General features: G+C 64.6%; 13 protein-coding genes. 5 read left to right on the forward strand and 8 right to left on the reverse strand.

The annotated features are described in order from the left end of the window. Window positions 1-62 precede the first annotated feature (62 nt). The 8 genes from xerD to LQR33_RS15140 form a co-directional block, all read right to left on the reverse strand. Window positions 63-950, reverse strand: coding sequence for a site-specific tyrosine recombinase XerD (gene xerD / locus LQR33_RS15105; protein WP_166440171.1), 888 nt, complete (start codon window positions 948-950; stop codon window positions 63-65). Then, entirely contained in the window at window positions 937-1,401 is a 465-nt protein-coding gene (locus tag LQR33_RS15110) for a methylated-DNA--[protein]-cysteine S-methyltransferase (RefSeq protein WP_166440172.1), read from the reverse strand. The genes xerD and LQR33_RS15110 overlap by 14 nt, the downstream gene beginning before the upstream one ends. Before the next feature lie 72 nt (window positions 1,402-1,473). Continuing rightward, window positions 1,474-1,842, reverse strand: a complete 369-nt coding sequence (rplS, locus tag LQR33_RS15115) for a 50S ribosomal protein L19 (protein ID WP_021476697.1) — start codon at window positions 1,840-1,842, stop codon at window positions 1,474-1,476. 3 nt (window positions 1,843-1,845) lie between these two features. Continuing rightward, on the reverse strand, window positions 1,846-2,613 hold the full coding sequence (trmD, locus tag LQR33_RS15120; RefSeq protein ID WP_046155480.1) for a tRNA (guanosine(37)-N1)-methyltransferase TrmD: 768 nt from the start codon (window positions 2,611-2,613) through the stop codon (window positions 1,846-1,848). After that, window positions 2,613-3,122: a ribosome maturation factor RimM gene (rimM, locus tag LQR33_RS15125; protein WP_103902154.1), complete on the reverse strand. Its 510-nt coding sequence runs from the start codon at window positions 3,120-3,122 to the stop codon at window positions 2,613-2,615. The genes trmD and rimM overlap by 1 nt, the downstream gene beginning before the upstream one ends. 34 nt (window positions 3,123-3,156) lie before the next feature. Beyond that, window positions 3,157-3,408 carry a 30S ribosomal protein S16 gene (rpsP, locus tag LQR33_RS15130; protein ID WP_011137222.1) on the reverse strand — a complete coding sequence of 84 codons (252 nt, stop codon included), beginning with the start codon at window positions 3,406-3,408 and terminating at the stop codon, window positions 3,157-3,159. A gap of 106 nt (window positions 3,409-3,514) precedes the next feature. Beyond that, on the reverse strand, window positions 3,515-6,190 hold the full coding sequence (locus LQR33_RS15135) for a bifunctional acetate--CoA ligase family protein/GNAT family N-acetyltransferase (protein WP_231469575.1): 2,676 nt from the start codon (window positions 6,188-6,190) through the stop codon (window positions 3,515-3,517). Further along, window positions 6,187-7,197, reverse strand: coding sequence for a cation diffusion facilitator family transporter (locus LQR33_RS15140; protein ID WP_166440173.1), 1,011 nt, complete (start codon window positions 7,195-7,197; stop codon window positions 6,187-6,189). Before LQR33_RS15140 ends, LQR33_RS15135 begins: the two co-directional genes overlap by 4 nt. A gap of 193 nt (window positions 7,198-7,390) precedes the next feature. Here LQR33_RS15140 and nadA point away from each other — a divergent pair, with 193 nt between their 5' ends. From nadA to rpoS, 5 genes are all read left to right on the forward strand, one after another. Then, window positions 7,391-8,308, forward strand: a complete 918-nt coding sequence (gene nadA / locus LQR33_RS15145; RefSeq protein WP_221668827.1) for a quinolinate synthase NadA — start codon at window positions 7,391-7,393, stop codon at window positions 8,306-8,308. 115 nt (window positions 8,309-8,423) lie between these two features. Beyond that, window positions 8,424-9,167: a 5'/3'-nucleotidase SurE gene (gene surE / locus LQR33_RS15150; RefSeq protein WP_231177259.1), complete on the forward strand. Its 744-nt coding sequence runs from the start codon at window positions 8,424-8,426 to the stop codon at window positions 9,165-9,167. Continuing rightward, a complete protein-coding gene (locus LQR33_RS15155; protein ID WP_221668829.1) occupies window positions 9,152-9,820 on the forward strand; it encodes a protein-L-isoaspartate(D-aspartate) O-methyltransferase in 669 nt (222 codons plus the stop codon). The genes surE and LQR33_RS15155 overlap by 16 nt, the downstream gene beginning before the upstream one ends. Before the next feature lie 149 nt (window positions 9,821-9,969). Then, window positions 9,970-10,971: a peptidoglycan DD-metalloendopeptidase family protein gene (locus LQR33_RS15160; RefSeq protein ID WP_231469577.1), complete on the forward strand. Its 1,002-nt coding sequence runs from the start codon at window positions 9,970-9,972 to the stop codon at window positions 10,969-10,971. 53 nt (window positions 10,972-11,024) lie between these two features. Next, window positions 11,025-11,975: an RNA polymerase sigma factor RpoS gene (gene rpoS / locus LQR33_RS15165; protein ID WP_021475108.1), complete on the forward strand. Its 951-nt coding sequence runs from the start codon at window positions 11,025-11,027 to the stop codon at window positions 11,973-11,975. The last annotated feature ends 24 nt before the right edge of the window (window positions 11,976-11,999 follow it).

Below are 11,999 nucleotides of genomic sequence, written 5' to 3' on the forward strand. Positions count from 1 at the left end.
AATGCTCAGCAAAAGACCCGGCCATGCCGGGTCTTTTTATTTTCAGCCTGCCCGGCTCCGCCTCAACCGCGTGGATGATGGCGGGCATGCAGCTGCTTCAGACGCTCGCGCGCCACATGGGTGTAGATCTGGGTGGTGGAGATGTCGGAATGGCCCAGCAGCAGCTGCACCACCCGCAAGTCGGCGCCGTGGTTGACCAGATGGGTGGCGAAGGCGTGGCGCAGCACATGCGGGCTGACCTTGGACAGGCCCTGGCGGCTGGCGTATTGCGAAATCAGGTGCCAAGCCATCTGCCGTGTCATCCCGGCCTTGCGCTGGGTGACGAAAACCGCGTCGCACGGCAGGCCGGCCAGCAGCAGCGGCCGCGCCTCCTTCAGGTAGCGCAGCAGCCAGTCCTGGGCGATTTCGCCGAGCGGCACCAGCCGCTCCTTGCTGCCCTTGCCTATCGTCTTCACCACGCCATCCAGCAGGTTCAGCTGGTTCAGCGTCATGCCCACCAGTTCCGACACCCGCAGGCCGCTGGCGTACAGCACCTCCAGCATGGCCCGATCCCGCAGGCCAAGCGGCGTCTCCACATCCGGCGCGGCCAGCAGCGCTTCGACGTCGACCTCGGACAGCGATTTGGGCAGACGCTGCCCGCGCTTGGGCGACGCCAGCCTGGCGCTGGGATCGTCGGAGCGGATGCCGCTGCGCAGCAGATACTGGCAATAGCGGCGCAGGGCCGAAATCAGTCGCGCGCGGGTGGCCGGCTTCTCACTGGCCACGCCGGCCAGCAGCGCTCGCTCCAGATCCGCCTGCCCGGCCGCTTCCAGCGTCGCCCCCTGCTCGGCCAGCCTGCCGGCCAGCTTGGACAAGTCGCGGCGGTAGGCGGCCAGCGTGTTCTGCGACAGTCCGTCCTCCAGCCACAGCTGATCGAGGAAGGCGTCGATGCTGTCCTTATCCGAGCTCATGCAGCAGCAGCCATTTCTTGATGTCCAGCGTCTCGTCGCCGGTAGACTGGTTGAAGCCGCCTAGGCCGGCGCTCGCCACCACCCGGTGGCAGGGCACGATGATGGGAATGGGGTTGCGGCCGCAAGCGCCGCCGACGGCGCGCGGCGACGACGCCAACTCCCGGGAAAGGTCCAGGTAGCGGCGAGTGTCGCCGCAGGGTATCGCCGCAATCCGCTCCCACACCCGCAGCTGGTACGGCGTGCCGGCCAGCCGCCGCGGCACGGTGAAGACATGGCGCGGATCGGCATAGTAGGCATCCAGCTGCCTCGCCACCTCGGCCTCCAGGCTGCACGGCTCGGGCGGCCGCAAGGCCGCGCCCGCCGGCAGGAAACGCAGCTCGCGCAACGCTCCGGCTTCGCAGCGCACGCCCAAGCGCCCGAACGGCGCGGCGATCACCACCTGATAGTCCATTCCCCTTCCCCCAATAAAAAAAGCGCAAGGCCAGGCCTTGCGCTTTGATGATAGCGGCTGTCGCCGGCAGGATTAACCCTGCTTGCGGGCCGGCAGCTTTTCTTTGATGCGTGCGGACTTGCCGGTACGACCACGCAGGTAGTACAGCTTGGCGCGACGCACGTCGCCGCGGCGCTTCACTTCAACGGAAGCCACCAGCGGGGAGTAGGTCTGGAAGGTACGCTCAACGCCTTCGCCGGCGGACATCTTGCGCACGGTGAACGCGCTGTTCAGGCCGCGGTTACGCTTGGCGATCACAACGCCTTCGTAAGCCTGCAGACGCTCGCGGTTGCCTTCCTTTACCTTGACTTGAACCACGACGGTATCGCCCGGGGCGAATGCCGGCAGGGTCTTGCCCAGGCGTGCGATTTCTTCTTGCTCGAGTTTCTGGATCAGATCCATGTTTTACTCCGGTTTTTTGCGGATATCTTGTTCCTGCTGGTACTCCGCCAGCAGCCGAGATTCCTGTTTTGTCAAAACGCGGTCTTGCAGCAGCTCGGGCCGACGCTTCCACGTCCGCCCCAGCGACTGCTTGAGCCGCCATTTGGCGATCAGGGCATGATTACCGGACAACAGCACGTCCGGCACCCGCATGCCTCGATACTCTTCGGGTCGGGTGTAATGCGGGCAGTCCAAGAGACCGTCCACAAATGAGTCTTCGTAAGCCGATTGAGCGTCGTTCAATACGCCCGGCAGCAACCGGACCACCGCGTCGGCCAGCACCATCGCCGGCAATTCGCCGCCCGACAGCACGTAATCGCCGATCGAGATTTCCTCATCGACCTGAGTGGCGATCAGACGTTCGTCTATGCCTTCGTAGCGGCCGCACAGCAGGATCAGGCCTTGCCGCTGCGACAGCTCCGCCGCCTTGGCGTGGCTGAGCCTGACGCCTTGCGGCGACAGGTAGACCACGTGGCTGGCCTCGACGCCGGCTTCGCGCTGGCGCGCGCGCGCGGCGTCTATCGCCTGCTCCAGCGGCTCGATCTGCATCACCATGCCGGGACCGCCGCCATAAGGCCGGTCGTCCACCCGACGATAGTTATCGTGGGTGAAATCGCGCGGATTCCAGGCTTTGAAATGCCAGAGACCCAAGTCAAGCGCCCGCTGGCTGACGCCAAAGCGGGCAATTGAATCGAACATCTCCGGGAACAGCGTCACCGCGTCGATCTGCATCAGTAATCCAGACCCCAGTCCACCAGGATGCGGCCTTCGGCCGGCACCACGTCCAGCACATACTGTTCCACGAACGGAATCAGCCGCTGCTGGCCATCGTCGCCCTTCACCACCAGCACGTCGTTGGCGCCGGTTTCGAGCAGATTATCCACCTTGCCAAGCGTTTCGCCCTGCTGATTGACCACGGTCAGACCCATCAGGTCGTTCCAGTAGTACTCGTCATCGGCGGGAGCCGGCAGTTCGCTGCGCGGAACCGCGATCTGCGAACCGCGCAACAACTCGGCTGCATCTCTGCCTTCGACGCCTTCCAGCTTGGCGGCGAGCGCCTTGGGCTGGACTGCGCCGTTCTCAAATGTATACGGCTTCCAGCTGCCGTTCTTGCCCAGCCACCAGACCGGGTAATCGAACAGGCCGTCAGCGTATTCGGTATCGGCGTGGATTTTCACCCAGCCTTTGATACCGAAGGCGCCGCGCACAAAGCCCATTACTACGAGATCTTCGTCGCGCATGCGCCCAATTCCGTCTTGATGTCGGATAGCCGGATTAAGCGGCTACGACTTTCTGCTCTTTCAGCAGCTTGGCAACGGAGTCGGACAGCTGTGCGCCAACGCCGACCCAGTAGTTCAGACGGTCCATGGTGAAACGGACGCGCTCTTGCTTCTCGTTGGCTACCGGGTTGTAGAAGCCAACGCGCTCGATGAAGCGACCGTCACGACGGTTGCGGGAATCGGTCACCACGATGTTGTAGAACGGACGGTTCTTGGCGCCGCCGCGGGCCAGACGAATCACTACCATTGTCGATTGTCCTTGAAAAAAACGGGATATAGAAAAGCCCACGATTTTATGGCAGATTTCCCTTATCTTGCAAGCGCTTAATGCAAGACCGTCCCGAAGCGTCCGCTTACAGCGTCTTCAGCACCAGCGTCAGCGCCCTGTCCTCTGGGTGCGGCTCGACGCTAAATCCCAGTTTATGCATCAGTTTCAGCATGCCCTTGTTGCCGGCCAGGACTTCGCCGCGCATCAGTTTCAACCCCTGCTCGCGCGCCGCGTCGAACAAGGCCTGCAACAGCAAGGTGCCGATGCCGCGCCCCTGCCAGTCGTCGGCCACCTCCAGCGCGAACTCGCAGGCCTCGTTGTCCGGATCGGTGATGAAGCGCGCCACCGCCAGCATCTCCTCGCCGCCATCGCCTTCGCGCGTCATCGCCAGCGCCATCTCGCGGTCGTAGTCGAGCTGGGTGAAGCGGACCAGCATGCTTTGCGACAGCTGCTTGATGCTGGAAAGGTAGCGGTTGTAGCGGCTCTCTTCGGACAGATTGCGGACGAAGGCCTGTTGCATGTCCGCGTCCTCGGGCCGGATCGGCCGGGTCATCACCGGCGTGCCGTCGCGCAGCTTGGCGCACACCACCATATGAGTGGGATAAGGCATGATGGCCATGTGGCCGTAGCGTTTCTGGTCCGCGCGCGCGGGGCCGACGAAGATGCGCGCGTCCAGCGCGATCACGCCCTGCTCGTCCGCCACCAGCGGATTGATGTCCATCTCCCGCAGCTGCGGCAGCTCGCACACCATCTCCGACACCTGCAGCAAGACGTGGCGCAACTCGTCCACATCCACCGGCGGCAGATTCTTGAATGGACCCAGCAATTGGCCGATGCGGGTCTGGCCTATCATGCTGTCCACCAGATAATCGTTCAGCGGCGGCAAAGACAGCGCCAGGTCGCGCATCACCTCCACCGCGATGCCGCCGGCGCCGAAGGCGATCACCGGGCCGAGGCCGGCGTCGCGCGCCACGCCCACCATCAGCTCGCGCGCAAAGCGGCGCTTGCGCATCGGCTGCACCGACACGCCGTCGACTCGCGCATCCGGCCGCGCCTGGCGGGTGCGGGCGATGATGGCGTCGAAGGCGGCGCGCAGCGTTTCCTCATTGCTGATGTTGAGCTCCACCCCGCCGACGTCTGACTTGTAGATGATGTCCGGCGAGTCGATCTTCAGCACCACTGGATAGCCGATCTTGGCCGCCTGCTTGACCGCCTGGTCGGCGGTGCGGGCCAGCGTGGTCGGATTGACCGGAATATGGAAGGCCGCCAGCACCTGCTTGGATTCGCGCTCCGACAGCACTGTGCGGCCTTCGGCCAGCGCCGCGTCCATCACCTTGCGCGCGGTGTTGACGTCCGGATCGTTGCGCAGCCCCTCCAGCGGCCCCGGCGTCTGCAACAACAGTTGCTGGTTGCGCTGGTAGTCGGCCAGATGGCGGAACACCTCGATGCCGTATTCCGGCGCCCGGAAGTGGGCGCACTTGGCCTTGGAGAACAGTTCGCGGCTTTCCGACACCTTGGCGTCGCCCAGCCAGGACAGGAATAGCGGCTTGGTGGTCTCGCGCTGCAGGCCTATCATCAGCTGCGCGGTGGTCAGATGGTCGGTGCCAGCCTGCGGGGTGAAGATCACCATCACGCCGTCCACGCCGGGATCGTCGACGCAGGCCTTGACCGCGGTGCGGAAGCGCATCGGACTGGCGTCGCCGATGATGTCCAGCGGATTGCCGTGCGACCAGTTGCGCGGCAGCACGCTGTCCAGCAGCTTGACCGTGCCCTCGCTCAGCTTGGCCAGCTCCACGCCGTAGTCGACGGCGCTGTCGGCGGCCAGCATGCCCGGACCGAAGCCGTTGGTGACGATGGCCAGCCGGCGGCCGCCGACGCGGTAATTGGCGGCCAGCACCTTGGCGGCGGTGAACAGCTGGGCGATGGACGACACCCGCAGCACGCCGGCGCGCGCCAGCGCGGCGTCGAAGGCGTCGCCGCTGGCCACCAGATTGCTGGCGTGGGTCAGGCCGCTGGCGTCGTTTTCGAAGCGGCCGGACTTGATCACCACCACCGGCTTGGTGCGGGCGGCGGCGCGCAGCGCCGACATGAAGCGGCGGGCGTCGTGGATGTGGTGAACATGCAACAGAATGCCCTGGGTGGCGTTGTCGGCCACCAGGTAATCGAGAATTTCGCCGAAGCCGACGTCCAGCGCCCCGCCCAGCGGCACCACGCTGGAGAAGCCGATCTCCTTGCTGTCGGCCCAGTCCAGCATCGCCGCGCACAGCGCTGACGACTCCGACACCAGCGCCAGATTGCCCGGCCGCACCTTGCCGTTGTAATTGCTGGCGTTGAAGCCTGCCACCGGGCGCATCAGGCCCAGCACGTTGGGGCCGAGGATGCGGATGCCGAAATGGCGGGCGATGGACTGGGCCTCGTTGATCAGCTCCTGCTCCAGCTGCTCGCTGTCGGAAAACTCCTTGGCCAGCAGCACCGCCTTCACGCCCTTCTTGCCGCAATCCTTGATCACGGCTGGCAGCGAGCGGATCGCCGTCACCACAACCGCCAGGTCCACCGGCTCCTCGATCTGCCGCACTGAGGCCACCGCCGGCATGCCGCCCACCACCTTGTGATTGAGATTGACCGGGAACAGCTTGCCCTGGAAGGAACTGGCCAGCAGATTGGCGAACACCGCTTGGCCGATCGAACCCGGCCGGTCGCTGGCGCCGACCACGGCCACGGTGCGCGGGGAAAACAGCGGGGTCAGGTAATGCGGCCTCATGAATGCTTGTCCTCGGAGATGATATCTATCGGTACCGGCTTGCCGGCGGGCGCGGACGCCGGCCATTCCGCCTGCAAGGTTACGTGATCTATGCAAAATTCGCGCGACAGCATCAGCTGGCAGGCGGCCAGGATGCGCGGCCAGTCCTGCGGCGCGGCGATGCGCACGTGGGCCGACAGCGCCGCCCGCTCGGCCGACATCGTCCACACGTGCAGATCATGGACCGAGCGGACGCCGGCGATGCCTGACAGCGCCTCGCCGACGCGGTTGTAGTCCAGATGCGCCGGCACGCCCTCCATCAGCACGATCACCGCCTGGCGGATCAATCGCCAGGCCGCCGCCAGCAGCAGCAGCGCCACCAGGATGGACAGCAGCGGGTCCGCCGGCGTCCAGCCGGTGAGGTAGATGATCGCACCGGACGCGATGGCGGCCACCGAGCCGAACAGGTCGCCCAGCACATGCAACAGCGCCGCCCTGCTGTTGAGCGAATGCGCGCCGCGGCTGAGCACCCAGGCCGCCAGCACATTGACCGCCAGGCCGATCGCGGCGATCAGCATCACACCCATTCCGTTCACCGCATGCGGCCGCAGCAGCCGCTCCGCCGCCTCCGCGACGATAAAGACCGACAGCCCGAACAGCAGCAGGCTGTTCAGCAGCGCGCCCAGCACCTCGGCCCGGCCATGGCCGAACGACAGCCGGTCTGTGGCCGGCCGGCTGCCGATGCGTGCCGCCCACAGCGCCAGCAGCAGCGACAGCGAATCGGTCAGCATGTGGCCGGCGTCGGACAGCAGCGCCAGCGAGCCGCTCCACCAGCCGCCCAGCGCCTCCACCAGCGCGAAACCGCAAGTCAACGCCAACACCTTGGCCAGCGCGCGGCTGCTCAGCCGCCTGCCGTCTCCGCCCTCCGGACCGCCGTGGCGGTGCAGATGCGAGTGGTTGGCGTCGTGATCGTCGTCGTGGGCGTGATCCACGCCGTCCTCATCATGCAGATGGAAACCAGGCGTCATTTTGACCTCCGACAAACCACTGACAGATGCATTTCAGCCACGGCGCCCGGTGAAATTAACCCGGTGCGATACCCAGCCAGTGGCGCAAGCTTTACAATATTGCTAACCTTTACAGTTTCGCAACAAACGTTTATTGCGCCGCAGCATTCAACCGGCCGGGTCCCTTCCCCGGTCTGGCAGGAGCCGAAACACCATGACGAAACGCGTCGTCACCCTCGCTCATTATTACACCCAGCCGGAAATCCAGCAGATGGCCGACAAGGTGGGAGACAGCCTGGAACTGTCCTTGTACGCCAAGGAGGCCCAGGCCGACATCATCGTGTTCGCCGGGGTGCGCTTCATGGCCGAGACCGCGAAGATCCTCAACCCGGACGCCACCGTGATCCTGCCCGACGCAGGCTCTACCTGCTCGCTGGTGACCCAGACCGACGTCGCCGAGCTGACCCTGTGGCGCAAGCGCTATCCTGACCACGTGCACGTGTCCTACATCAATTCCAGCGCCGAACACAAAGCGGTGTCGGACTGGATCGTCACCAGCCGCAACGTCGACGACATCATCGCCCACCTGTACGCCGAGGGTAAGCAGGTGATCTTCTCGCCTGACCGCAATATGGGCGGCTACCTCAACGACCAGTACGGCTACGACATGCCGCTGTGGTCGGCGGTGTGCGAGGTGCACGACAAGTTCAACGAGGCGGCGCTGAACGAGGCGTTCGAGGCAGTGCCCGGCGAGAAATACCTGATCGCCCACCCGGAAAGCCCGCTGCCGGTGCTGAAGAAAGCCGATTACGTCGGCTCCACCTCCGGCATGCTGAACTGGGTGAAGGCCTACCAGGGCGACGCCAAAGCGGTGATCTTCGTCGCTACCGAGGACGGCATCCTGTACAACATGGGCCTGGCCCGTCCCGATCTCGACCTGCGCCAGGCGCCGATCTACGCCGGCTGCCAGTGCAACTCCTGTCCTTACATGAAGATGAACACCATTGAGGCGGTGAAGCGCGCGCAACAGGGCGAAGGCTTGGCCATCGACTACCTGAGCCCAGAGCAGATGGACGCCGCGCGCGTGCCCATCGAACGGATGCTGGAATTCAGCAAACGCTACTACGCCTGAACAGGCTAGACAAACCCGCCCTCCGCGGGTTTTTTTACGGTCCCCGCGCCCACGCCGCGCTATCCGCCGTCATGCTGGCGGCGCTACAATCGGGCGATACACACGGAAAGACAGTATGAAGTTTCTGCTCAGCAACGACGACGGTTATTTCGCGCCTGGACTGGCCATGCTAGCCCAGACGCTGCAGCGCTACGGCGAAGTGGCGGTGGTGGCGCCTGAGCGCGACCGCAGCGGTGCCAGCAACTCGCTGACGCTGGACCGCCCGCTGACGGTGCGCAAGGCCGCCAACGGCTTCCATTATGTCAACGGCACCCCGACCGACTGCGTCCACCTAGCAGTCACCGGCTTCCTCGACTTCAAGCCGGACATGATCTTCACCGGCATCAACCACGGCCCGAACATGGGCGACGACACGCTGTATTCCGGCACCGTCGCCGCCGCCACCGAGGGCTTCATGCTGGGCATCCCCTCCATCGCCGTCTCGATGGCCGGCCACAGCGGCAAGCATTTCGTCAGCGCCGGCAAAGTGGTGGAGCAGTTGGTTGAGCGCTGCCAGGCAGATCCGTTCCAACAGCCGGTTCTGCTCAACGTCAACGTTCCCGACTTGCCGCCGGAGGAGCTGGGCTCCATCCAGGTCACCCGCCTGGGCCGCCGCCATGCCGCCCAGCCGGTCATCAAATCACAGAATCCCCGCGGCGAGACGATATACTGGGTAGGACCGGTCGGCGCGGTGCAGGATGCCGGCGCCGGCACCGACTTCGGCTGCGTCGCGTCCAAACAGGTGTCCGTCACGCCGCTGATGCTGGATCTGACCGCCTATGGGCAACTGGACAGGATTTCCACATGGCTGCACCGCTGACCCCGAACGCCCAGGCCTACGGCATGCTGTCCGAACGCACGCGCCGCCGCATGAGCGACCGCCTGCGCCAGCACGGCATCAACGATGAGCGGGTGTTGTCGGCGATGCACGAGGTGCCGCGCCATCTGTTCGTCGACCAGGCGCTGGCGACCCGCGCCTACGACGACGTGTCGCTGCCGATCGGCCACGGCCAGACCATCTCCCAGCCGCTGACCGTGGCGCGGATGACCGAGCTGCTGATCCAGGGCCGGCAGCCCGGCAAGATACTGGAGGTCGGCACCGGCTGCGGCTACCAGACAGCAGTACTGCTGAAGACGGGCGCCGAGGTCTATTCGATTGAACGACTGGGCGCGATTCTTGACCAAGCAAGACGCAATCTGCGCGCCGCCAAGCTGGTCCACGCCAGGCTGGTGCACGGCGACGGCAACGTCGGCCTGCCCGAAGCCGCGCCCTTCGACGGCATCATCATCACCGCGGCCGCGCGGGCGCTGCCGGCGCCGCTGGTGGACCAGCTGGCCGACGGCGGCCGCATGGTGCTGCCGCTGGGCGAGGCCGAGCAGCACCTGTGGCTGCTGGAGAAGACGGCTCAAGGCCTGCAAAAGACCCGGCTGGACCCGGTCAAATTCGTTCCGCTGCTGAACGGACGCAGTTAAGACTGCAAAAACGCAACACTTGATCTGTCAGACAATCAATCAAAACACTTATTCAACATTTGAACAAAAAAAACATGCTAAAAATGCATTGCAGGTATGCGCATATAGTAGTCGCCGCAATAGCGGCCGGTTTGGCCGGTTGCAGCAGCATGGTGCAACAGGCCGCTCCGGTGGAAAGCGCCGCGCCGGCGCGGGTCGCCCAGGCGGCTCCGGCCAAGGTCGACACGCCATCCGCCCCGCATGACGCCACCGTGGCCGCCCCCTATCGGGACCAGGGCAGTCTGAAAGTCCAGCCGGTGGCGGATGACGCGGCCGCTGAAAACGGCAACACTTACGTAGTGAAACCCGGCGACAACCTGTTCCGGATTTCCCTGAACCACGGGCTGAAGTACAAGGACGTGGCAGCCTGGAACAATCTGCCCGACAACAGCATCAAGGTCGGCCAGGTTCTGCGCTTGTCTCCTCCGGGCGGAGGCGCGGCAAACCCGGCAGCCCCCGCGGCGGACAAGCCATCAGCCGCACCGATCGTGGCGGCGGGCGAGACGGCGAAGAATGCCGGCGGCTCCAGCGTCAAGGCTTATCCGAAGGCGTTGAAGCTGCCATACAGCAGCGAAGCGGTGAAGAATCTGCCGGCCCAGAGCGAGGGACGCGCAGCCAACAACAACAACGCTCAAACATCCGCTCCCGCGGTTGTCACGCCGCCGGCGAAGAAGCCGGAAGCCAGCGCGGTCACGCAGGCCCCGGCCAAGGAAGCCAGCGCACCCAGCGCCAAGCAGGAAGAAGACGCGGTGCCCTGGGCATGGCCTACCGAAGGCAAGATGACCAAGGGATATTCGGATAGCAACAAAGGCATCGAGATTACTGGCCGGATGGGCCAGCCGGTGCTGGCGGCCGGCGACGGCAAAGTGGTGTACAGCGGCGCCGGACTGAGGGGTTACGGCAAGCTGATCATCATCAAACATAACAAGACCTTCCTGTCCGCATACGCGCACAACAGCCAGTTGCTGGTCAAGGAAGGACAGTCTGTCAAGAAAGGGCAGAAGATTGCCGAAATGGGCAATTCCGATGCCGACCAAGTCAAGCTGCATTTCGAGATCCGCCGCTTCGGCAAGCCGGTGGACCCGATGCAGTATCTTGAACACAAGTCCTGATCGGGCGTGGCCACCCACCCCCGTCGGGACAAGACAGCGACGGGGGTAGAGAGATGAGCAACGAAATAGACATCCTCGACGAGGATGACATTCTTGACGAAGACAATGGCGAAGAAAACGCAGCCGAAGCCGAGGCCGAGGAAAGCGCCGAAAGCCCAGCAGTCTTCGAGGACGTGGTCGCCGACGTCACCCAGATTTATCTGAACGACATCGGCAACAACGCGCTGCTGACGCCGCAGGAAGAACTGGCGCTGGCCAGGCGGGTGGTGGCTGGCGAGTTCGAAGCCCGGCAGAAGATGATCGAGCACAATCTTCGGCTGGTGGTGAACATCGCCAAGCACTACATCAACCGCGGGCTGGCCCTGCTCGACCTGATCGAGGAAGGCAATATCGGCCTGATGCACGCGCTGGAGAAGTTCGATCCCGAGCGCGGCTTCCGCTTCTCCACCTATGCCACCTGGTGGATACGCCAGAGCATAGAGCGGGCGATCATGAACCAGTCCCGCACCATCCGCCTGCCGGTGCACGTGATCAAGGAGCTGAACGTCTACCTGCGCGCCTCGCGCCACCTGGAAAGCCAGATCGGCCGCGAACCCAGCGTGGAGGAGATCGCCCACTTGGTAGGCAAGCCGGTGGAGGACGTGCGCAAGGTGCTGAACCTTAACGAGCGCATGGCCTCGCTGGACGCGCCGCTGGACATCGATCCGATGCTGTCGATCGGCGAATCCATCCCCGACGAGCAACACGAGGAGCCTGAGCTGCAGCTGCACAACAGCCAGCTGGAAATGTTCGTCCATGACTGGCTGAGCCAGCTGAACGAGAAGCAGCGGCTGGTGATCGAGCGCCGCTACGGCCTCAACGGCTACGAGATCTGCACGCTGGAGGAGCTGGCCGCCTCGCTGAACCTGACCCGCGAACGCGTGCGCCAGATCCAGATCGAGGGCTTGGAGCAGCTGCGCCGCATCTTGCGCCGCAAAGGCATCTCCCGCGACTTCCTGCTCTGAAGTCCGCCAGACGCAGCCATCGGC

This window comes from Chromobacterium piscinae, from assembly GCF_021129175.1.
Taxonomy (GTDB): domain Bacteria; phylum Pseudomonadota; class Gammaproteobacteria; order Burkholderiales; family Chromobacteriaceae; genus Chromobacterium; species Chromobacterium piscinae.

Excerpts from the sequence above, each read along its gene's own strand:
- surE (WP_231177259.1), top strand. The coding sequence starts at position 8,424 with ATGAAGTTTCTGCTCAGCAACGACGACGGTTATTTCGCGCCTGGACTG.
- LQR33_RS15155 (WP_221668829.1), top strand. The coding sequence starts at position 9,152 with ATGGCTGCACCGCTGACCCCGAACGCCCAGGCCTACGGCATGCTGTCC.
- xerD (WP_166440171.1), bottom strand. The coding sequence starts at position 950 with ATGAGCTCGGATAAGGACAGCATCGACGCCTTCCTCGATCAGCTGTGG.
- LQR33_RS15135 (WP_231469575.1), bottom strand. The coding sequence starts at position 6,190 with ATGAGGCCGCATTACCTGACCCCGCTGTTTTCCCCGCGCACCGTGGCC.
- LQR33_RS15110 (WP_166440172.1), bottom strand. The coding sequence starts at position 1,401 with ATGGACTATCAGGTGGTGATCGCCGCGCCGTTCGGGCGCTTGGGCGTG.
- rpsP (WP_011137222.1), bottom strand. The coding sequence starts at position 3,408 with ATGGTAGTGATTCGTCTGGCCCGCGGCGGCGCCAAGAACCGTCCGTTC.
- rpoS (WP_021475108.1), top strand. The coding sequence starts at position 11,025 with ATGAGCAACGAAATAGACATCCTCGACGAGGATGACATTCTTGACGAA.
- rimM (WP_103902154.1), bottom strand. The coding sequence starts at position 3,122 with ATGCGCGACGAAGATCTCGTAGTAATGGGCTTTGTGCGCGGCGCCTTC.
- LQR33_RS15160 (WP_231469577.1), top strand. The coding sequence starts at position 9,970 with ATGGTGCAACAGGCCGCTCCGGTGGAAAGCGCCGCGCCGGCGCGGGTC.
- nadA (WP_221668827.1), top strand. The coding sequence starts at position 7,391 with ATGACGAAACGCGTCGTCACCCTCGCTCATTATTACACCCAGCCGGAA.
- trmD (WP_046155480.1), bottom strand. The coding sequence starts at position 2,613 with ATGCAGATCGACGCGGTGACGCTGTTCCCGGAGATGTTCGATTCAATT.
- rplS (WP_021476697.1), bottom strand. The coding sequence starts at position 1,842 with ATGGATCTGATCCAGAAACTCGAGCAAGAAGAAATCGCACGCCTGGGC.
- LQR33_RS15140 (WP_166440173.1), bottom strand. The coding sequence starts at position 7,197 with ATGACGCCTGGTTTCCATCTGCATGATGAGGACGGCGTGGATCACGCC.